Below are 20,721 nucleotides of genomic sequence, written 5' to 3'. Positions count from 1 at the left end.
GGGCAAGGTGGGGGTGTGGGATTGACGTTGGCGGTCGACTGCGGGGGCGGCGGCATCAAGGGCTCGGTGCTGGACGGGGACGGCACCCTGCGGGCGCCGGTGATCCGGGTGGACACCCCGTACCCGTTGCCGCCCGAACTGTTCGTCAAGACGCTGCTGGAGCTGGCCGGCCGGCTGCCCCCGGCGGACCGGGTCACGGTGGGGATGCCGGGCATGATCCGGCACGGGGTGGTGGTGGCCACGCCGCACTACGTGACCCGGTCCGGGCCGCGCAGCCGGGTCGACCCGGACCTGCTGGCCGAGTGGTCCGGGTACGACGCGCGGCGGGCGGTCACCGAGGCGTTCGGGATGCCGGCGCTGGTGCTCAACGACGCCGAGGTGCACGCGGCCGGGGTGGTCGCCGGCACCGGCTGCGAGCTGGTGCTGACCCTCGGCACCGGGCTGGGCAGCGCGCTCTTCGACGGTGGGCGGCTCGCCCCGCACCTGGAGCTGTCGCACGCCCCGGTCCGCTGGGGCACCACCTACGACACGTACGTCGGGGAGCCGGAGCGACGGCGGCTCGGTGACGCCTTCTGGTCCCGACGCATCAGGCAGGTGGTGGACGGGCTGCGCCCGGTGTTCCGCTGGGACCGGCTCTATCTCGGCGGCGGCAACTCGCGGCTGATCCGGCCCGAACAGGTGGCCCGGATGGGCGACGACGTGGTGATCGTGCCCAACACGGCCGGCATCGTCGGCGGTGTCCGGGCCTGGCAGTTGACAGGCGAACGGGACGACCCGACCTCCTGAGCCACAAGTCGACCCCCAGGAACACTCGCGGTACGCCCGGTGTTGTGCCAGCGTCGGAGCAATGGCGACGTGACGCGAGGGGGTGGGTCGGGATGGATCTTCTGGCGGAGTACCGACGGGCGACCATGTACTTCGAGATGGGTGACCCGAGCGGAGCGGTCCGGCTGCTGGAGCCGATCGTGGCGGCCGAGCCCGGCAACTCCTCCGTACGTCAGCTGCTGGCCCGGGCGTACTTCCAGACCGCCCAGCTCGGCCGTGCCGAGGAGCAGTTGCGGGAGCTGGTCGACCGGGACCCCAGCGACCACTACGCCCACCACGTGCTGGGCCGGACGCTGGAGCGGCTGAACCGCTACCCGGACGCGCTGCGCCACCTGCGCATCGCGGCGGCCATGCACTCGACCAACGACGACTACGTGACCGCGCTGCGCCGAGTGGAGAGCCGGGTCGGCAACGGTCGCTGAGTCGGAAGACCGCACCGGGCCGGAGGAAGGGTTCCTACCCTTCCTCCGGCCCGGTTCCGCGTCTGGTCCAGACCAGGAACCTCTCGGACAGCTCGTCCGGGTCGGCCGGTGCCGGTGCCGGCTGAACCTGCCCGACGAAGCCTCGGCCCCGCCCCGGAAGCCACGGGCCTACGATGGGCCTGCCATGAGGGCTGCGCAGGTGGGGAGGCGGGATGAAGCTCAAGCTGGACCTGCACGACATCTTCAACAAGGGTCACGACATCGACCGTGCCCTGCGCGGGATCATGGACGAGGCGGTGGCGAAGAAGGCCACCCTGGTCGAGATCATCCCCGGTAAGGGGTCCGGCCAGCTCAAGAAGAAGGTGCTGCGCTTCCTCGACCAGAAGGACGTCAAGCAGCTCTACCACCGGGTCGAGAAGGACTCGAAGAACTTCGGTCGCCTCTTCGTCCACTTCCGCTGGAAGTGATGCGGGCGTCAAGACGCTGTCAGAGGTCCAGGACGGCGACCGTCTCCCCTTCGCTCTGCTCGCCCGTCGGCCGGAAGCCCAGCTTCAGATAGAAGTCCTCCGGCCCACCCTCGCGGGGCACCCAGGTGACGTACGCCCGGTTGCCGCCCCGGGCGCGGATCTCCGCGCACACCGCCTCGACGGCGAACCGCCCGTAACCCTTCCCCTGGGCGTCGGCCGCGATGTTGAGTTTCCAGAGGCCGGACCGGACGTCATCGGGGTTGTCGCCCCACGCGTAGTCGAGGAAGGCCATCAGGAAGCCGACCATCCGGTCGCCGTCGAAGATCAGCCTCGGCCAGGCGATGTTCGGGAAGACGTACGCCTCGGCCAGTGACTTGACCACCGGTCCGACCAGATCCTCCTGATCGGGGCGCACCGACAGCTTGAGCGCCGCCTCGTAGTTCTCCGGGGTGACCTTCTCCAGCCGCATCCTGCGGACCGTAGTCCGCCCCGCCGACCCCGGCGACCGGTTATCCGGACCGTCAACCCTGTTCAGGCTGCCGACAGTTTCCGTACGACGTACTGGTTGAGGCTCATCCCGTCTTCTGCGGCGTGGATGGCCAACTCACGGTGCAGGCTTTCGCCGACACGCACGTTGAACCTGCCCGAGTAGCTCCGATCGGCAAACGGCTCCGGTACTTCCTCGCCCTGCTGTTCCAGGTCCGCGACCACTTCACACGGTAGGTCCCGGAGCCCTTGCAGGGCTTCGATCTGAGAGGGGGCCAGTGGTCCTCAGAACGGGTAGGTGCGGGCGACCGCCAGCATCTCCGAGGTGTGCGACCCGACCACCCCCACCCCCGCCGGCCGCTTCCGGAACCCCGGCAGCTCCGCCAGCCCGTCACTGGCGTCCATCGCCCGCAGCGCCACCTGCCCCGCCCGGGGCCGCACGGTGAGGGTGATCTCGATCCCCTCCGGCGGTGGGGCGTGGAAGACGATCCCGAAGCCCCACCCCAGCGACGCCTCCTCGACGGTCAGTTGCCGTCCGACCGGCACCTCCCGGCCAGCGACCTCGGCCCGGGTCACCTCGGCGGTGGTGGCGTCCACGTGCAGGGTGGCCAGCCGGACGGTGCGCTGGGGGAGCAGCCGCAGCCGCAGGGTGCGCAGCCCACCGGCGGTGGTGTCCGCCAGCACCTGCACCGTCGGCGCGGGCAGGTTCGCCGCCGGTGCCGGACCGCCGCGCAGGTCCGGGTCGCCCAGGCCGGGGAAGCCGTCGACGGCGGCGGGACCGTCGACGTACCCGCCGGTCCACGGCTGCGGGTCGGCCTCCCGGGTGAGCCACTGCGCCTCGTTGGTGTCGGCGTCCAGGGCGTACATCAGGTGGGTGGGCACGGGGTGGTCGGCGTCGAACCGGTCGACCGCCAGGCCGACCCCGGCGAACAGGGTGGCGGCGAGCGCGGCGGCGACGGTCGGCAACGCGCCGAGCCGGCGGGCACGCGCGGCGACCAGGCCCCGCTGGCCGCCGGCCGCCGGATGCAGCAGGTCGAGCACCGGCAGCGCGGCCAGCCCGAGCAGCACCGCGAACAGCGCCGCGACCCCGCCCATCGCCATCCCCAGCGCGGGGAACAGCAGCACCACCGTGGGCAGCAGGATCACCACGGCGACCGCGCCGGCCAGGGTCACCGCGACCACCGGCCACGGGCCGTCGATCCGGGTCCGCAGCGCCACCAGGCCGGCGAGCGCGCCGGCCAGCGCCGGCAGGGTGGCCAGGTACGCCCCGCCGGGCACCAGCGCCGCCAGCACCACCCCGAGCAGGGCCAGCCAGCCCAACCCACCGACAGCCAGTGCCGCCGGGCCGACCCGGCGGCGGGTCAACGCGTACCAGGCGAGCAGGATCGCGGCGGCGAGCGCCACCACCGCCAGCCGGTACCAGACCGGCCGGTACGGGTCGAGTAGCTCGGCGTAGCCGGGGCGCAGCGCGGTGATCCCCGCCCAGAGCAGTTGGGCGGCGACCGGGGCGGCCACGATCGGCACCAGCGCCAGCCCGAACCCGGCGGCCAGCCGCCCGGCCCCGGCGCGCCCGGTGCGCCGGACCTGCCAGCCCAGCGCCAGCACCGCGAGCAGCGCCAGGGCGGCCAGCGGCCAGGTCAGCCAGCCGGGGTAGCGGACCAGCCCGCCCGGCACCGGGAAGTAGGTGGCGTCGTGGCCGGCGCGCAGCGCCGTCAGGTCGGCGCGGCCGAACTCCCGGGCCAGGCCGAGCGCGTTGTCGCCGTGCATCTGGAGGCTGCCCCGGTCCATCGCCGCCGGGGTGTCCAGCGGGGTGTGGTAGATCGCGCCCCCGTCGATGTACGCCGCGTTCAACCCGACGAAGTCGTGGTCGAGGAAGGCGGTGAAGTCGGTGTCGTTGGGCAGCGCCCGGTAGATCTCCACCGCGAACGAGGTGCCCACGGGATGAGGTGCGCCCCGGCCGAAGGCGGCCACCAGTTCGGCGTTGTTCCGGGACGTCTCGAACATGATCACGGGGCCGGTGGAGCCCCGCGCCTCCAGGTTGAGCACCACCCCGCCGTCGGCGGCCAGCGGGTGGCCCGCCGCGAACGCCGCCGCCCCGCACAGGCACGCCTCCTCGGCGTCGGTCAGCACGAACACGACGTCGTTGCGGGGGCGGGGGCCGGCGGCCAGCGCGCGGGCCACCTCCAGCACGGTGGAGGTGCCGGCCGCGTCGTCGTTGCCACCCGGGCCGGTCTGCACCGAGTCGTAGTGCGCCACCAGGAAGACCCGGCCGGTGGAGGCGGTCCCGGGCAGCCGGGCCACCACGTTGCGGACCCGGGCGAAGGTGGCCCCGCCGGCCGCCCCGCTGAGCTGGCCGGCCTCCGGGGCGACGGTGTCCTGCACCTCGGTTTCCAGGCCCAGCCCGCGCAGCGCCCCGACCAGGTGCTCACGGACCTGGTCGTTGGCGGCGCTGCCGGCCGGGTGCGGGCGTTGCGCCACCGTCTGCACCGTCCGGTACGCCCGCCCGGCGCTGAACTCGTCGGCCGGGGCGTCGACCGGCCGGGGCGTCGGGGTGGCCAGGCTGACCAGCACGACCGCGCCCACCGCGACCAGCGCCAGCAGGGCGGCCAGGGCGGCGGGCGGACGACGCCGGGGCCGGGTCAGCGCCCGGTCGGCGGCGGAGGCGGGGGGTGCGCCCACGGGAACTCCTCGGAGGTGGTGCGAAGGTGGTGCACCATCCTGCCCCGACGGGGCGTGGCCGGGGCGTACCGGAACCGAACCGTGACGCGCGGCGCTGACCGGACGCTCACCTGGTGACGGCCTTGCCCGGGAACGCCCGGACCGGGCGGACCGTGTTGTGTGCGACCGTTGTCTAATACAGGATCAGCAGGGCACTCGGAAGGAGCCCGACATCACCAGCGAACTCCCGCGTCTCGCGGCGGTGACCCGGTCGCACCGGGGGCCGGGCGCAGCCGGGCCCTCCGTCGCGCCGTACCCGCACGGCGGGCTCGGGCCCCACCCCAACCTGCCGCCGGGCGAACGGCTGCGGGTGCTGCTGGTCGAGGACGACGAGGGCGACGCCTTCCTGGTCGGCGAGCTGCTCGCCGAGACCAACTCGATGATCGACCTGCTGGTCGCCACCAGCCTCAGCGAGGCCCGGCAGCGCATCGCCGGGGTCGACTGCGTCCTGCTCGACCTGGGTCTGCCCGACGCTCAGGGCCTCGACGGGCTGCGCCGGGTGCTGGAGATGTCCAGCGGCGCGGCGGTCTGCGTGCTGACCGGCCGCTCCGACGAGCACCTCGGCATCGTCGCGGTCGCCGAGGGTGCCCAGGACTACCTGGTCAAGGGGCAGGTCGACGGGGTGCTGCTGACCCGCGCCCTGCGGTACGCGGTGGAACGCAAGCGGGCCGACGAGAACGCCCGCCGGCTGCGCGAGGTCGAGCTGCGTCAGGCCGAGTCGGCCCGACTGGAACGGGGCCTGCTGCCCCAGCCGCTGATGACCACCGACCAGGTGGCGGTGCACACCTTCTACCGGCCGGGCCGGCACGCGGCGCTGATCGGCGGGGACTTCTTCGACGTGGTGCAGACCCGCCCGGACCGGGTCGACCTGATCGTCGGCGACGTCTGCGGGCACGGGGTGGACGAGGCCGCGCTCGGTGTCGAACTGCGGGTGGCCTGGCGGGCGTTGATCCTGGCCGGGGTGCCCGACGACGAGGTGCTGCCCGCTCTCGAACAGGTGCTGATGAGCGAGCGCCGGCTCCAGGAGATCTTCGCCACCGTCGCCACCGCCCGGCTCGACCTGGCCGCCAACCGGGCCACCGTCCGGCTGGCCGGCCATCCGCCGCCGCTGCTGCTGTCCGGCGGCAAGGTCGCGCCGGTCCCGGCCCGGGGCGGCCTGCTGCTCGGCGTACGACCCCGCCGTCCCGTCGCGTTCGATCTGGAGTTCGACACCGATGACTGGTCCCTGTTGATGTACACCGACGGCCTGATCGAGGGGCGGGTGGGCGAGGGCGACGACCGGTTGGACGTCGACGGGCTGACCGGCCTGCTCCAGGAGCGTGCCAACCACGCCGTGCCGCTGTCCGAGCTGCCCGCCTGGCTGGTCGGTCGGGCCGAGCAGATCAACGGGGGGCCGCTCGCCGACGACGTCGCCATGCTGCTTGTCACCCGGGGCGGTGGCAGGTGAACACGTACCACCGGGGGTGGACCCTGCGTCGCCGGGTGCTGGCGCTGCTCACCGTGGTCGGCGTGCTGCTGATCGGGCTGGCCGTGGCCGAGGCGGTGGTGGCGGCGAAGAACCGTGCCTACACCGACGCGCTGCTCACCCGCACCGGCCCGCTGCGGGTGCAGGGCCAGGAGATGCTCAACGCGCTGCTCGACCAGGAGACCGGCATCCGGGGGTACGCCGTCAGCGGCAACCGCGCCGACCTGGCCCCGTACGAGCAGGGGGTGCAGCAGGAGCGCGACGTGGCCGCCACGATCGCCGACCTGAGCCGTGACTACCCGGCGGTCGTGGGTGCGCTGCGCACGACGCAGCAGCAGGCGGCGGACTGGCGGCGGACGGTGGCCGAGCCGGTGATCGCCACCACCGGGAGCAGCGGCACCGCCGCCGGCCAGGCGTTGATCACCACCCAGGCCCGGCAGCAGTTCGACGAGATCCGGGCGGCGGTGGGTGACCTCCAGACGGCGATCCTGACCGAGCGGGAGAAGGGTGCCCGGGACATCGAGCGCACCGGCAACATGCTGGTGGTGCTGCTGATCGTCGCGGCGGTGGTGGTCGTGCTCGCCGGCACCCTGATGCTGCTCTCGCTGGAGCGGATGGTGATCCGGCCGCTGACCGGCCTGGCGCAGCAGGTGCGGGAGGTCGCCGCGGGTGACTACCAGCACCACATCGCCGGGTCGGGGCCGCCGGAGTTCCGCCGGCTCGCCGACGACGTCGACGTGATGCGGCAGAAGATCGCCAAGGACCTGGCCGAGGTGCGGGCCGCCCGGGAGAACATCGAGTGGGTCAACAGCCAGTTGCAGAAGCAGGCTGAGGAGCTGACCCGGTCCAACCGTGACCTGGAGCAGTTCGCCTACGTCGCCTCGCACGACCTGCAGGAGCCGCTGCGCAAGGTGGCGAGCTTCTGCCAGTTGTTGCAACGCCGGTACGCGGGGCAGCTCGACGAGCGGGCCGACCAGTACATCGCGTTCGCGGTCGACGGCGCGCAGCGGATGCAGCGCCTGATCAACGACCTGCTGGCGTTCTCCCGGATCGGCCGGCTCACCACCGGCTTCGTCGACGTCGACCTGAACAAGGTGATGGGCGACGTGGCCAGCCAGACCGAGCCGGGCCGACAGTACGCCGACGCCGAACTGACCTGGGGCGAGCTGCCGGTGATCCGGGGCGAGGAGCCGCTGCTCACCAACCTGCTGGTCAACCTCGTCAGCAACTCGGTGAAGTTCCGCCGGCCGGACGTCGCGCCGAAGGTGCGGGTCTCGGCCCGGCTGGTCGGTGACGAGTGGGAGATCACCTGCCAGGACAACGGCATCGGCATCGAGGCCGAGTTCGCCGACAAGATCTTCGTGATCTTCCAGCGGCTGCATGCCAAGGACGCCTACCCTGGCACGGGCATCGGCCTGGCCATCGTCAAAAAGATCGTCGAGTACCACGGCGGTCGGGTCTGGGTCGACACCGACCAGGCCGAGGGGACGGCGATCCGGTTCACCCTCCCGGCCCGGCCGGAGGACGTCGAGGCGGCGAAGGCGGCGGCCGAGGCGGACGCGGCGGCGACCGACGGGGACACCGACGCGGAGAGCCCGGCCGCGACGGCCGACGACGTCGCCCCCGACCCGGTCGGGGAGACCGCCGACGAGACCGGCCCGGCGGCCCGACCGACGCCTGTCGGCCGGCAACCGGACGGCACGCAGGACGAGGACCCACCCGGCGGGCCGCCGGGGAACGGCACGACGGGTGGCACGAAGGAGAGGGTGGGATGACCGCGCCGGCGGACGGCAAGAGCCCGATCGAGGTCCTGCTGGTCGAGGACGATCCGGGTGACGTGCTGATGACCCAGGAGGCGTTCGAGGAGCACAAGCTCCGTAACCGGCTGACGGTCGTCTCCGACGGTGCCGAGGCGCTGGCCTACCTGCGGCGCGAGGGCCGGTACGCGGACGCGGTGACCCCCGACCTGATTCTGCTCGACCTGAACCTGCCCCGCCGGGACGGCCGGGAGGTGCTGGAGGAGATCAAGAACGACGAGGAACTGCGGCGCATCCCGGTCGTAGTGCTGACCACCTCCCAGGCCGACGAGGACATCCTGCGCAGCTACCAGCTGCACGCCAACGCCTACGTGACCAAGCCGGTGGACTTCGAGCGTTTCATCTCGGTGGTCCGCCAGATCGACGAGTTCTTCGTCAGCGTGGTCAAGCTGCCGCCGCGTGGCTGACCATCTGCTCGACGACGTCGACACGCTGCTGCGGGAGACCGCGGCGAGCGTGGTGTTGCCGTTGTTCCGCAAGCTTGACGACGCCGACGTCACCGAGAAGGCACCGGGTGACCTGGTCACCGTCGCCGACCAGCGGGCCGAGGAGCGGATCTCGGCGGAGCTGCGCCGGCTGCTGCCGGGTTCCCTGGTCGTCGGCGAGGAGGCGGTGGCCGAGGACGGGTCGCTGCTGCGTCACCTGCGCGGCGACGGCGACGTGTGGGTGGTCGACCCGATCGACGGGACGGGGAACTTCGCCGCCGGACGGCGACCGTTCGCGCTGATGGTGGCCCTGCTCTCCGGCGGTGAGCCGGCCGCGTCCTGGGTGTTCGACCCGCTGGCCGGGACGATGGCCGTGGCCCGCGCCGGGGCCGGCACCCGCCTGGACGGCCGGCCGGTCCGCGAGACCCCCGTCCTGCCGCCTGACCGGCTGCGTGGCACCGCGATGGTCCAGTACCTGCCCCGGGCCACCCGGGACCGGGTGGCGGCCGGCGAGGGCCGGATCGGGGAGCTGCTGCCCGGCCAGCACTGCGCCGGGCGGGAGTACCTCGACCTGCTCACCGGCGACCAGCAGTTCGTCCTGTTCTGGCGGACCCTGCCCTGGGACCATGCCCCCGGCACGCTGCTGGTACGCGAGGCGGGCGGGGTGGCCCGGCACTTCGACGGCACCGAGTACCATCCGGCCGACGACGGTCCGGGCCTGCTGGTCGCCTCCGACGAGCAGACCTGGCACGAGGTCCGCGCCGCCCTGCTCGGCGACTGAACCGCCGGTCCGGCTCCGGGGCCCCGGCGGACCGCGCCACCCGGCGTGGTCCGGCTGCCGCGCCGCCCGACGGATCGACGAGGTGGACCCTCGGCGACCGGTTCGACACGCCCGGTCGAGGGCCGCTGTCCGGTGTCGTCACGGGCCTGGTGACCGGGCGTGGTTGCGGTAATGTGACCGGCGGTCTCCGCCCCCAGGCCGCCAACCGGGGCCGGCGGGACCGCCGCCGCACCGGCCCGCGGCCGGGCGTCGACGGCAGAGGGAAGGACACCTCCGTGCCCACGACCAGCCTGACCCGGCCGCGTCTGACCCGGCCGTTGACCGTGCTGTTCGCCGCGGTGGCGCTGCTGCTCGGTGTCGGCGCGGTGCCCGCCTCGGCGGAGCCCGGCGAGGGTGGCACCAAGGAGCTGCGGGACGCGTTGACGGCGGCGGCCAAGGGGCACATCGAGGCCAAGGCCAAGCTGGACACCTCCAAGCGGCGGCAGAGCGCGCTGGCCGCCCAGCTCAAGGAGGTCGAGGGGCGGCTGGGCGCGTTGACCGCCCAGGTGGGCGAGGTGGCCGCACAGTCCTACCGGGTGGGCCGGTTGACGCCGACGTCGATGCTGCTCAACACGGCCAGCCCGGAGGCGTTCCTGAAGCGGGCCGCCGACCTGGACATGATGGCCCAGCGGGACGGCAAGCAGCTCCGCGCCCTGGCCGAGGCCCGGCAGACCGCGGCCGAGGCCACGATCGCGATCGACGCCGAGGTCCGCGAGCAGCAGAAGCAGCTCGCCACGCTGGCCAAGAAGAAGCGGGACGCGGAGCGCGCCCTGGCCACGGTCAGCTCGGGCAGCAGCGCCGGTTTCAGCGGCGGGTCGAGTTCGGCGAAACCGGCCCCGCGCAACTCCGACGGGTCGTGGCCGAGCGAGTCGTGTTCGGTGAACGACCCGACCACCTCCGGCTGCATCACCCCGCGCACCCTGCACGCCATGCAGCAGGCCAAGGCCGCCGGCTACAAGCGGTACGTGTCCTGCCACCGCAGCGGCGGGGGCGGCGAGCACCCCAAGGGCCGGGCCTGCGACTTCTCCGCCGCCACCAGCGGCTTCAAGGACGAGACGGCCACCGGCGGGGACAAGGCGTACGGCGACAGCCTGGCCAACTACTTCAAGAACAACGCCAACCGGCTCGGTGTGCTCTACGTGATCTGGTACCGGCAGATCTGGATGCCGAACACCGGCTGGCGGGCGTACAGCGGGTCGGGCAGCCCGGCCGCCGACCACACGAACCATGTTCATCTTTCGATGTACTGACCTTCCGGCCCGGGAACGGGACGTAGCATCGCGACGGTGAGCAGCTCATCGTCCGACGTCGTGACCGTTCCGACTCCTACCGCGCCGACCCCCTCCCGGGCCCTGCCCAACGGGCTCGCCGCGTTCCTGGTCTTCTTTTCCAGTGGCGCGGTGCTGGTGCTGGAGACGGTCTCGTTGCGCCTGGTCGGCCCGTACGTCGGGGTGACCCTCCAGGTGACCAGTTCGGTGATCGGCATCGCGCTGGCCGCCATCGCGTACGGGGCGTGGACGGGCGGGTGGCTGGCCGACCGGCGGGACCCGCGCGGGCTGCTCGCCCCGGCGCTGATCCTGGCCGGCATCGCCGCCGCGGTCACCCTGCCGGTGGTCCGGTACGCCGGTGAGCTGCTGCGCGGCGGTGCGGTCAGCGGCATTCTGCTGCTCACCGCGTTGGCCGTGTTCGTACCGGCGGCGTTGCTGTCGGCGGTCACCCCGCTGGTGGTGAAGCTGCAACTGTCCGACCTGCGGCGTACCGGGCAGGTGGTCGGCCGGTTGTCAGGCATCGGCACCCTCGGCGGCATCACCGCCACCCTGGTCACCGGATTCGTGCTGGTGGCGGCGCTGCCCAGCACGGTCATCCTGATCGGGCTGGCGGTGGCGCTCGGGGTGGCCGGGCTGGCGCTCGGGGTCTACCTGCGCCGGCAGGAGGCCGCCGGGTTGCCCGGCGCGACCCGGGCGAAGGCCGCCCTGGCGGTGCTCGGGCTGGTCGCGGCGGGGCTGAGCGCGGTCGCGCCGAACCCGTGCGACGTGGAGACCGCCTACCACTGCGCCCGGGTGGAGCGTGATCCGGACCGGGCCGGCGGGCGCACCCTCTACCTCAACTCGGCCCAGCACTCGTACGTCGACCTGAACGACCCGACGCACCTGGAGTACGAGTACACCCAGTGGATCGGGGCGGTCGCCGACGTGCTCGCCCCGAAGGGGCAGCGGCTGGACGCGCTGCACCTGGGCGGGGGCGGGTTCACCATGCCCCGCTACCTGAGCGCCACCCGGCCGGGCACCGACAACGTGGTCTTCGAGATCGACGGCGAGCTGGTCGACCTGGACCGGCGGGAGTTGGGCGTCCGGACCGGGCCGGGACTGCGGGCCGAGGTGGGCGACGCCCGGATGCTGGTCGGCGGCGAGCCGGCGGACAGCCGGGACCTCGTCGTCGGGGACGCCTTCGGGCACCTGGTGGTGCCGTGGCACCTGGCCACCCGGGAGATGGCGGCGGAGGTCGACCGGGTGCTGCGTCCCGGCGGCATCTACGTGCAGAACGTCATCGACTATCCGCCGGGCCGGTTCATCCGCTCGGAGCTGGCGACCGTGGCCGCCGAGTTCGAGCACCTGGCGCTGGTCGCGCCGCCGGAGGCGATCGCCGGACGGCAGGGCAGCAACTTCCTCATCGTCGCCTCGGACGCCCCGCTGCCGCTGGAGGCGCTGCGCACCCGGCTCGGCACGGTGGCGAAGATCCCCGACCTGCTCGCCGGCAGCGAGGTGACCCGGTTCGTCGACGGCGCGCTGGTGTTGACCGACGACTACGCCCCGGTGGACCAACTCCTCGCGACCGCCTGATCGGGTGACTTTCCTGACCGATTACGACCATCGAGGTGTAGCCGGGGCCGAGTCGGGCAACACGGTCGACCATGGGTGCAGGAGTCCGGAACGCCGCCCAGCTCCTCGGTGAGCGGTACCGGCTGATCGAGCAGCTCGGCGCAGGCGGCATGTCCGTGGTGTGGCGCGGCTACGACCAGGTGCTCGGCCGTCAGGTCGCGGTGAAGGTGCTCGCCTCGCGGCTGGCCAGCGACCGGGCCTTCCGGCACCGGATCAGGATCGAGGCGCAGGCCGCCGCCCGGCTCTGCCATCCCAACATCACCAACGTGTACGACTACGGCGAGTCCGAGCAGGTCGGGCTGACCGTGCCGTACGTGGTGATGGAACTGGTGGACGGCGGTCCGCTCACCGCGCGGCTCGGCCGGGACGGGCAGCTGCCCTGGCGGGAGGCGGTGACCATCGGTGCCGAGGTGACCTCGGCGTTGGCCACCGCGCACGCCCGGGGGGTGGTGCACCGCGACGTGACCCCGGGCAACGTCATGCTCACCACCACCGGGGTGAAGGTCGTCGACTTCGGCATCTCGGCGCTGGTCGGGGAGAGCGAGAAGGGGCCGGACGGCGCGCTGCTCGGCACCCCCGCCTACCTCGCCCCGGAGCGCCTCGACAACGGCCAGGTCTCCCCGGCCACCGACGTGTACGCCGTCGGGCTGCTGCTCTACCGGATGCTCACCGGACGGTTGCCCTGGCAGGCCAGCACCACCACGCAGATGCTGCGGGCGCACATGTACCACGACCCGGAGCCGATGCCCCCGGTACGCGGGCTCCCCGACGAGGTGGTCGAGCTGGTCGGCCGCTGCCTGGCCAAGCGGCCCGAGGACCGGCCGGCGACGGACGAGGTGGCCCGTACCCTCGCGGGAGCGGCCGGGATGGTCGCGGCGGTGCCCGTCTCGCCGGCACCCGGGCGGGGTGACCCGGCCCTGCTCGCCAACGCCGGCACCACGATCCTGCCCTGGTCGGCCGACACCGACGCGTTGCCCTTCTCGGGCCGTACGCGCACCCGCCGGGCCGCTGCCCGCCGGCGGCGGATCGAGGCCGGGGTGGCGGCCGTGAGCCTCGTCGCCGTCACCGCGGCCATCTGGGGGGTGACCTCGCGCAGCCCGGCCAGCGGCGGCGTCGACCCGCCCACCGAGGCCCGGATGGGGCTGCCCGAGACCATCCCGTGCGAGGTCGAGTACGCGCTGCACAGCGACTCCGGTAAGGACTTCACCGCCCAGCTCACGCTGACCAACACCGGTCCACGGGAACTGCGGGACTGGACGATGAGCTTCGCGTTCCCCGGCCAGCAGACCGTCACCACGACCACCCCCGGGATACGCCAGGAGGGACGTCTGGTGCGGGTCACCCCGGCGGCCGGGCGGGCCGCGCTGGCCCCCGGCGCGTCGGAGAAGGTCGCGCTGACCGGCCGGTACAGCGGGGGCAACCCGCTGCCCCTGGAGTTCACCGTCGGCGAGTCGAGCTGCGGGGTACGGGTTTCCGGGGTGGCCGGGAGCGCGCCCGTGGTGAAGCCCCCGCCGGCGAAGAAACCGGCGGCCAAGAAACCGGCGAAGACGTCCGGCACGACGTCCGGCAAGGGCGGCTCCGGCCCGGCGAAGCCCAAGCCGAAGGCCGAGAAGCCCGCCAAGGGGCCCGGCCCGGCGGCGGGCAAGGGGCCCGGTGCTAACCCGGGAAAAGCGGGAAAGTGACGGGGAAGGGAGGCAGGGGCACAGCTGGCGGCGGCCCCGTCGGGGGTCCGGGTGGTGGACCCGGCAAGGGCCCCCGGGGCTGAGGCCGGCGGGGCTGAGGCCGGGGCTGCGATCGGGCGGCTGCCCCCGGTCGCGGCGGGGGAAGGCACGGTCAGCGTAGGGCCGCGAACTGCTGCACCTGGGCGATCCCGCCCTCCACGATCAGGATGCTGCCCGGCCCGAGCATGGTGTCCGGGTCGGCGTAGCGGAAGCGTTCCCCGGCCGGTTTCGCGCCGACCACCATCACCCCGTAGCGTTCCTGCACCGCCAGGTCCCGCAGCCGGTGACCGACCAGCGGCGGAGGGACCGGCACCTTGGCGATGGCGAAGTCGTCGCCGAACTCCATGAAGTCGAGCATCCGGCTGACGATCAGGTGGGCCACCCGTTCCCCGGTCTCCGCCTCGGGGAAGACCACGTGGTGGGCGCCGACCGAGGCCAGGATCTTGGCATGCTTGCGGGACGTCGCCCGCGCCCAGATCTGCGGTACGCCCACCTCGGTCAGCGCCAGCACGGTGAGCACGCTGGCCTCCACCGAGGCGCCGATGGCGACCACCACCCGGCTGAAGTCGCCGATGCCGAGCTGCCGCAGCGCCTGCTCCTCGGTGGCGTCGGCCTGCACCACCCGGTCCAGCGACACCGACCAACGCTGTACCCGGGCGGGGTCGCGGTCCACGGCGAGCACCTGGTGGCCGAGCCGGGTCAACGCCCCGGCAAGGTGACAGCCGAACCGGCCCAACCCGATCACGGCGATGTCGCCGTCGCCCTCGTCCCTAGCCGACAACGGGTTGCTCCTTCGGATAGCGGTACAGCCGGCGTCGGGTGTTCAACGCGATCGCCGAGCCGAGGGTGAGCGGGCCGATCCGGCCGATGTACATCAGCACGGTCAGCACCAGTTGCCCGGACGCGGGCAGGTGCGGGGTGAGCCCGACGGTGAGCCCGGCGGTGCTGAACGCCGAGGTCACCTCGAACATCGTCTCGTTGAACCGGACGTCGGTGGTGAGCACGGTCAGGCCGAGCGTGCCGGCGGTCACCAGCGCGACGCTGAGCAGCGCCACCGTCAGCGCCTGGCGTTGGCTGGACACCGCGATCCGGCGGCGGCCCACGGTGACGTCCGGCTCGCCGCGCAGCTCCGCCCAGATGACGAAGCCGAGCAGGAAGAACGTGGAGACCTTGATCCCACCGGCGGTGCTGGCGCTGCCGCCGCCGACGAACATCAGGGCGATGAGCAGCGGGTAGCTCTCCTCGCGGAGCGCCGCCACGCCGATCACGTCGAATCCGCCGGTACGGCTGAGCGCGATCTGGGTGAACGTGGCGAGCAGCTTGTCCGGGGTGTCGTAGGCACCGATGGTGAACGGGTTGTCCCACTCGGTGGCGAGCAGCCCGACGAAGCCCACCGCCACCAGCACCACACTGCCCCAGATGGTCAGCTTGGTGGCCACCGCCCAGCGGCCCGGCCGGCGACGCTGGCGGAACGCCTCGAACAGCGCGGGGAACCCCAGCCCGCCGACGATCGCGCCGAACGCCAGCGGCAGCGACACCCACGGGTCACGGGAGAACCCGACCAGCCCGTCGGTGTAGAGGGTGAAACCGCCGTTGTTGAACGCCTGGATCGAGTGGAACGTCCCCGACCACAGCGCCCGGCCCGGGGAGTAGTCGTAGCTGAGCCGGAGCCGGGCGGTGATCACCGCGGTCATCACCAGCTCGCAGCCGAACACCGTGCCGGCGATGCGCAGCAGCAGGCGGCGCAGGTCGGCCGGGCCGTACTCGGCGGTCTCGGCCTGCACCAGCAGCCGGTTGCGCAGCCCGAGCTGCCGGGTGACCGCCAGGCTGACCAGGGCCGCGCCGGTGAGGATGCCGAGCCCGCCGACCTGGGTCAGCACGGTGATCATCACCAGCCCGAACCCGTTCCAGTAGTTCGGGGTGTCGGTGACCGCCATGCCGGTGACCGACACCGCCGAGGTGGCGGTGAACAGCGCCGTGACCAGCGGGGTGAACCGGTGCGTGCTGGTGGCCCAGGGCAGCATCAGCAGGCCGGTGCCGATCGCGATCGTCACCAGGAAACCGAACGGCACCAGCCGGACGGGGTGACGAAGGAACCGGCGCACCAGACAATCCTGTCGATTCCAGCGGGATCGGGTCGGTGAATCGCTTATCCCGGGCCGGTCCCGGTTTCCCCGCAGGGTTCACCTGGCGGTCGATCCGCCGCAATGTCGCCGACGTGGCGGTGTCCTGCCGGCCGGACGCCGCTACATCGGCTCACAAGAGTGGTTGTGACCCCGGAGCCTGGGACGGGCGAGGGCACGGCCACCGGGGTCGGGACGTGGATCGGGCGCGACGTAGGTGTCCGGCCGGGCTGGTAGACATGTCGGGTGAGTGGGGATCGGGTGGCCGTGCGGGAGCGGGCCGAGGAGGTGCTGCGGCGGCTGGCCGGCGCACACGCCCGGCTGCGGGAGGACCAGTGGCGGGCCATCGAGGCGCTGGTGGTGGACCGGCGGCGGGTGCTCTGCGTACAGCGCACCGGGTGGGGCAAGTCGGCTGTCTACTTCGTCGCCACCGCCCTGCTGCGCGAACGCGGCGAGCACGGGCCTACTGTCATCGTCTCGCCGCTGCTGGCCCTGATGCGTAACCAGGTGGAGGCGGCGGCCCGCGCCGGCATCCGGGCCCGCACGATCAACTCGGCCAACCTCGACGAGTGGGACGAGATCACCGCCGAGATCCACGCCGGCACGGTTGACGTGCTGCTGATCAGCCCCGAGCGGCTCAACAACCCCGACTTCCGGGACACCGTCCTGCCGAGGCTGGCCGCCACCACCGGGCTGCTGGTGGTCGACGAGGCGCACTGCGTCTCCGACTGGGGGCACGACTTCCGGCCCGACTACCGCCGGCTGCGTACCTTTCTGGGCAACCTGCCGGAGCGGACCCCGGTGCTCGCCACCACCGCCACCGCCAACGAGCGGGTGACCCGGGACGTCGCCGAACAACTCGGCACCGAGCCGGCCCCGCCCCCCGCCGACCGCGCCGTGTCGTCCGCCGGGCCTCGCGCCGACGGCAGCGCACCGACCGCCGATCCTGGGGCGTCGACCGCCGACGCCGGCGGACGACGCGCCGACGTGCTGGTGCTGCGGGGCACCCTGGACCGGGAGTCGTTGCGGCTGGGCGTGCTCGACCTGCCCAGCCCGGCGCACCGGCTGGCCTGGCTCGCCGACCACCTGGACGCGCTGCCGGGCTCCGGGATCATCTACACGCTCACCGTGGCGGCGGCCACCGAGACCGCCGAGTTCCTGCGCGGGCGCGGCTGGTCGGTGGCCTCGTACACCGGCCAGGCCGAGGACGCCGACCGCCGCGCCGCCGAACAGGACCTGCTCGACAACAAGATCAAGGCGCTGGTGGCGACCAGCGCGCTCGGGATGGGGTTCGACAAGCCCGACCTCGGTTTCGTGGTGCACCTCGGTGCGCCGCCCTCGCCGATCGCCTACTACCAGCAGGTAGGCCGTGCCGGTCGGGCCGTCGAACACGCCGAGGCGCTGCTGTTGCCCGGGGTCGAGGACGCCGCGATCTGGCGCTATTTCGCCTCGCTCGCCTTTCCTCCGGAGGAACAGGTGCGCGCCGTGCTGGCCGCCCTGCACACCGACCGGCCGCTCTCCACCCAGGCCCTCGAACCCCTCGTCGACCTGCGCCGGACCCGCCTTGAACTGATGCTCAAGGTACTCGACGTCGACGGCGCGGTCCGCCGGGTGCGCGGGGGCTGGCTCGCCACCGGCGAACCCTGGACCTACGACGAGGCCCGGTTGCGCCGCGTCGCCGAGGCCCGCACCGCCGAGCAGCAGGCCATGCGCGAGTACGCCACGACCCCCGGCTGCCGGATGCGGTACCTGCGGGACTGCCTGGACGACAGCGGGGCGGACGACTGCGGCCGGTGCGACCGCTGCGCCGTGCCCCTGTTCACCGCCGAGGTGTCCGGCCCCGCGCTGACCGCCGCGCAGACCTTCCTCGGCCGCCCCGGGGTGCAGATCGCTCCCAAGAAGCTCTGGCCGACAGGCCTCGACGCGGTCGGCGTACCGCTGAAGGGGCGGATTCCGTCGACGGAGCAGGCGCTGGCCGGCCGGGCCGTGGGACGGCTGTCCGACCTGGGCTGGGGTGGCCGGCTGCGTGGCCTGGTCGGCCCCGGTACGGCCGACGGCCCGGTGCCCGACGACGTGGCGGCGGCCGTGGTGGAGGTGCTGAAAGCCTGGGCCCACGGCGACGATCCGTGGCCGCGCCGCCCGGCCGGGGTGGCCGCAATCGGCTCCCGCAGCCACCCCACCCTGGTCGCGTCGCTCGCCGAGCGGATCGCCACCGTCGGTCGGCTGCCGCTGCTCGGCCTGGTCGCCCCCACCGGCCCGGCCGGTGGCGGCGGGCCGCGCGGCAACAGCGCCCAGCGGGTACGCGCCCTGCACGACGCCCTCACCGTCACCGACGAGCTGGCCGGTGCGCTGGCCGGGCTGGACGGACCGGTGCTCCTCGTCGACGACCTGGTCGACTCCGGATGGACGATGACGATGGCGTCCCGCCTGCTGCGCCGGGCCGGCGCCCCCGAGGTCCTCCCCCTCGCCCTCGCCGTCGCCGGCTGACCCGACCCGCGGCGATCGGGCGGTGAGCGGCCCCGGCGGCGGTCGGTCACCGGCCGACCCCCGGCGCGGTTCGATGGTGGCGGTGAGCGGCCGGCCGGCGCGACCACCGGCCGACCCGGGTACGGCCCCGGCGGGCGGTCGACCACCGGCTGGCCGGGCCGGGTCGACCGTGGCGGCGGGCGGCCACCGCGCGGCACCGACAGCCGATGGGTCGACCCGGGTCGGGGGCCTGCCGTGGTGGTCGACGGGGCACCCGGAAAAGTTCCCCGGCCGGCCGTGATGCGACCGCCGCCACGGTGTCCGGCCGTCGCCCCGGTGCCGCCGGGGTCGACGGTACGGTGGGCGGATGGCCGACCAGCGATCCGTCACCCGGCCCGCCGGCCCGGCAAGCGGCGGCGGACCGGCCACCGACCAGGACACCCCGGTGGACCGGCCGGGCCGGAGTGCCGACGCAGGCAGCGGGCGACCGCTGGACCAGCAGGAACCGGGCGGCGACGCAGGCAGCGCGGAGCCCGGCGGGTGGGCGCTGTCCGCCGGGGGGACGTCGGCAAGGGAGGGCTCAGCCGGGGACGGGGCGTCAACGGTCGGACCGGACCGGGCCACGCTGCGGCTGGCGCTGGTGGTGGGCGGTCTGGTGCTGGCCGTCCTGCTCGGGTTCGGGCTCGGCCGGGCCAACGGACGGCCGACCGACCGTACGGCGGTGACCGCGGCGACCGCCGCCGGCGACCACACCCGCGCTCCGGGCACCGGGGCGCACCAGCACGACGGCACCGGCGGGGACTCCTCCGGCGACGCGGCCACCGGCCTGTCCGTCAGCTCCGGCGGCTACACGCTCGTCCCGTCGGGCGGGGAGTTCGTCGCCGGGCGGGCCGGTGAACTGCGGTTCCAGATCCGCGACGCGCAGCGCCGCCCGGTCACCCGGTTCGCGATCGTGCACGACAAGCCGATGCACCTGGTGGTGGTACGCCGCGACCTCACCGGATTCCAGCACCTGCACCCGACGATGGCCGCCGACGGCACGTGGTCGATCCCGCTGACCCTGCCGCAGCCGGGCGTCTGGCGGGCGTACACGGATTTCACGGCGGTCGCCGACGACGGCCGGCAGACCCCGGCGACACTGGGCGTGGACCTGGTCGCCCCGGGGGAGTACGCGCCCCGTCCGCTGCCCGCCCCGGCCGCCCGGGCCACCGTCGACGGGTTCGCCGTCGACTACGAGGGCACCCCGCAGGTGGGCGCGGCGGTACCGTTCCGGTTCACGGTCCGGGGCCCGGCGGGACGACCCGTCGCCCTGGAGCGCTACCTCGGCGCGTACGGACACCTGGTCGCCCTCCGCGAGGGGGACCTGGGCTACCTGCACGTGCATCCCGGCCCCGGGCCGGCCACCGACACGGTGACGTTCTGGCTGACCGCGCCCGGCCCCGGCAACTACCGGATGTACCTGGACTTCCAGGTGGCGGGAGTGGTGCGCACCGCCGAGTTCACGCTGACCGTCCGCTGACCGACCCGACCCGACCGGGCGGGTGTGCTACCCACGCCCACCGGACAGCGGTGTGGCCGGTCGACCCCGGCCGGGGTTCATGAGCCGGCGTGGTGCGGGCCGACGGAATGGTCAGCCGGCGCGGCGGACCGGGCGGCGGGCCAGGTAGCGCAGCAGGTCGCGGATGTGGTGCTTCTCCTCGGCGGGCACCGTCGGATCGGCCAGCCGGTCGAGGATCACCCGGACGTCCGCCTCCACCGGCCCGTCGTCGGCGCGGCGGCGGGGGGTGGGCCCCGAGTCGGGCAGGCCGAGCGCCCGGAAGGCCGCCGCGACCGGCAGGTCGAGGGCGGAGCAGAAGCCGCGTACCTTGGCCAGCTCGGGATAGTCCTGCCAGTCACCGGCGAGCCAGCGGAAGACGGTGGACCTACCGACACCGGTGTGGGCAGCGAGGTCGCTCACCGTCCAACCCCGCTCGTCACGGGCGTCGTCGATGGCCCGCCGCACGAAGCGGGCGAACGCCATCTGGGGTGAAACCTCTGTCGAACCCATGCCTGTGAGATCGTCCTCTTCGGGTGGAGCCGGGGTGTCC

The 20,721-nt window shown here is 73.6% G+C and carries 18 protein-coding genes; 12 read left to right on the top strand and 6 right to left on the bottom strand.

All coding sequences use genetic code 11. From position 1 onward, the window contains the following. Positions 1-15: 15 nt before the first annotated feature. The 3 genes from Q2K16_RS16810 (at position 16) to Q2K16_RS16800 (ending at position 1,714) form a co-directional block, all read left to right on the top strand. The gene (locus Q2K16_RS16810; RefSeq protein WP_302738560.1) at positions 16-786 is read left to right on the top strand and encodes an ROK family protein; all 771 of its coding nucleotides are present in this window, start codon (positions 16-18) and stop codon (positions 784-786) included. Between the two features lie 92 nt (positions 787-878). After that, positions 879-1,247 carry a tetratricopeptide repeat protein gene (locus tag Q2K16_RS16805; protein WP_088644718.1) on the top strand — a complete coding sequence of 123 codons (369 nt, stop codon included), beginning with the start codon at positions 879-881 and terminating at the stop codon, positions 1,245-1,247. A 212-nt stretch (positions 1,248-1,459) separates the two neighbouring features. Further along, positions 1,460-1,714 (top strand): Smr/MutS family protein, encoded by a 255-nt coding sequence (locus Q2K16_RS16800; protein ID WP_067315484.1) that lies wholly within the window; start codon positions 1,460-1,462, stop codon positions 1,712-1,714. 19 nt (positions 1,715-1,733) lie between these two features. On the opposite strand, the gene Q2K16_RS16795 is transcribed toward Q2K16_RS16800, so the two are convergent. From Q2K16_RS16795 to Q2K16_RS16785, 3 genes are all read right to left on the bottom strand, one after another. Then, positions 1,734-2,183 (bottom strand): GNAT family N-acetyltransferase, encoded by a 450-nt coding sequence (locus Q2K16_RS16795; RefSeq protein ID WP_302738559.1) that lies wholly within the window; start codon positions 2,181-2,183, stop codon positions 1,734-1,736. Positions 2,184-2,245: 62 nt separating this feature from the next. Further along, on the bottom strand, positions 2,246-2,425 hold the full coding sequence (locus Q2K16_RS16790; protein ID WP_302738558.1) for a type II toxin-antitoxin system HicB family antitoxin: 180 nt from the start codon (positions 2,423-2,425) through the stop codon (positions 2,246-2,248). Between the two features lie 60 nt (positions 2,426-2,485). Beyond that, complete coding sequence (locus tag Q2K16_RS16785; RefSeq protein WP_302738557.1) at positions 2,486-4,879, bottom strand: M28 family peptidase; 2,394 nt, start codon at positions 4,877-4,879, stop codon at positions 2,486-2,488. Between the two features lie 241 nt (positions 4,880-5,120). Here Q2K16_RS16785 and Q2K16_RS16780 point away from each other — a divergent pair, with 241 nt between their 5' ends. The 7 genes from Q2K16_RS16780 to Q2K16_RS16750 all read left to right on the top strand — a co-directional run bounded on the left by Q2K16_RS16780 (position 5,121) and on the right by Q2K16_RS16750 (position 14,006). Next, entirely contained in the window at positions 5,121-6,365 is a 1,245-nt protein-coding gene (locus tag Q2K16_RS16780; RefSeq protein WP_302738556.1) for a PP2C family protein-serine/threonine phosphatase, read from the top strand. Beyond that, complete coding sequence (locus Q2K16_RS16775) at positions 6,362-8,158, top strand: sensor histidine kinase (protein WP_302738555.1); 1,797 nt, start codon at positions 6,362-6,364, stop codon at positions 8,156-8,158. The genes Q2K16_RS16780 and Q2K16_RS16775 overlap by 4 nt, the downstream gene beginning before the upstream one ends. Further along, positions 8,155-8,607 (top strand): response regulator, encoded by a 453-nt coding sequence (locus Q2K16_RS16770; RefSeq protein ID WP_088644726.1) that lies wholly within the window; start codon positions 8,155-8,157, stop codon positions 8,605-8,607. Before Q2K16_RS16775 ends, Q2K16_RS16770 begins: the two co-directional genes overlap by 4 nt. Further along, entirely contained in the window at positions 8,600-9,406 is an 807-nt protein-coding gene (locus Q2K16_RS16765; RefSeq protein WP_302738554.1) for an inositol monophosphatase family protein, read from the top strand. Before Q2K16_RS16770 ends, Q2K16_RS16765 begins: the two co-directional genes overlap by 8 nt. Positions 9,407-9,681: 275 nt before the next feature. Continuing rightward, a complete protein-coding gene (locus Q2K16_RS16760; RefSeq protein ID WP_302738553.1) occupies positions 9,682-10,695 on the top strand; it encodes a coiled-coil domain-containing protein in 1,014 nt (337 codons plus the stop codon). Between the two features lie 36 nt (positions 10,696-10,731). Beyond that, positions 10,732-12,285, top strand: a complete 1,554-nt coding sequence (locus Q2K16_RS16755; protein WP_302738552.1) for a fused MFS/spermidine synthase — start codon at positions 10,732-10,734, stop codon at positions 12,283-12,285. 71 nt (positions 12,286-12,356) lie between these two features. Then, positions 12,357-14,006, top strand: a complete 1,650-nt coding sequence (locus Q2K16_RS16750; RefSeq protein ID WP_302738551.1) for a serine/threonine-protein kinase — start codon at positions 12,357-12,359, stop codon at positions 14,004-14,006. A gap of 151 nt (positions 14,007-14,157) precedes the next feature. On the opposite strand, the gene Q2K16_RS16745 is transcribed toward Q2K16_RS16750, so the two are convergent. Beyond that, complete coding sequence (locus Q2K16_RS16745; RefSeq protein WP_302738550.1) at positions 14,158-14,826, bottom strand: potassium channel family protein; 669 nt, start codon at positions 14,824-14,826, stop codon at positions 14,158-14,160. Further along, the gene (locus tag Q2K16_RS16740; protein ID WP_302738549.1) at positions 14,816-16,150 is read right to left on the bottom strand and encodes a TrkH family potassium uptake protein; all 1,335 of its coding nucleotides are present in this window, start codon (positions 16,148-16,150) and stop codon (positions 14,816-14,818) included. Before Q2K16_RS16740 ends, Q2K16_RS16745 begins: the two co-directional genes overlap by 11 nt. A 264-nt stretch (positions 16,151-16,414) precedes the next feature. Here Q2K16_RS16740 and Q2K16_RS16735 point away from each other — a divergent pair, with 264 nt between their 5' ends. Next, the gene (locus Q2K16_RS16735) at positions 16,415-18,655 is read left to right on the top strand and encodes a RecQ family ATP-dependent DNA helicase (RefSeq protein WP_302738548.1); all 2,241 of its coding nucleotides are present in this window, start codon (positions 16,415-16,417) and stop codon (positions 18,653-18,655) included. Between the two features lie 346 nt (positions 18,656-19,001). Then, positions 19,002-20,153: a DUF8832 domain-containing protein gene (locus tag Q2K16_RS16730; protein ID WP_302738547.1), complete on the top strand. Its 1,152-nt coding sequence runs from the start codon at positions 19,002-19,004 to the stop codon at positions 20,151-20,153. Positions 20,154-20,264: 111 nt separating this feature from the next. Here Q2K16_RS16730 and Q2K16_RS16725 read toward each other — a convergent pair whose 3' ends face one another. Beyond that, a complete protein-coding gene (locus Q2K16_RS16725) occupies positions 20,265-20,681 on the bottom strand; it encodes a helix-turn-helix domain-containing protein (protein ID WP_302738546.1) in 417 nt (138 codons plus the stop codon). Between the last annotated feature and the right edge of the window lie 40 nt (positions 20,682-20,721).

This window comes from Micromonospora cynarisoli (genome assembly GCF_030518815.1).
GTDB classification, from domain to species: domain Bacteria; phylum Actinomycetota; class Actinomycetes; order Mycobacteriales; family Micromonosporaceae; genus Micromonospora; species Micromonospora wenchangensis.
This window is presented reverse-complemented; position numbering and strand designations above follow the sequence as displayed.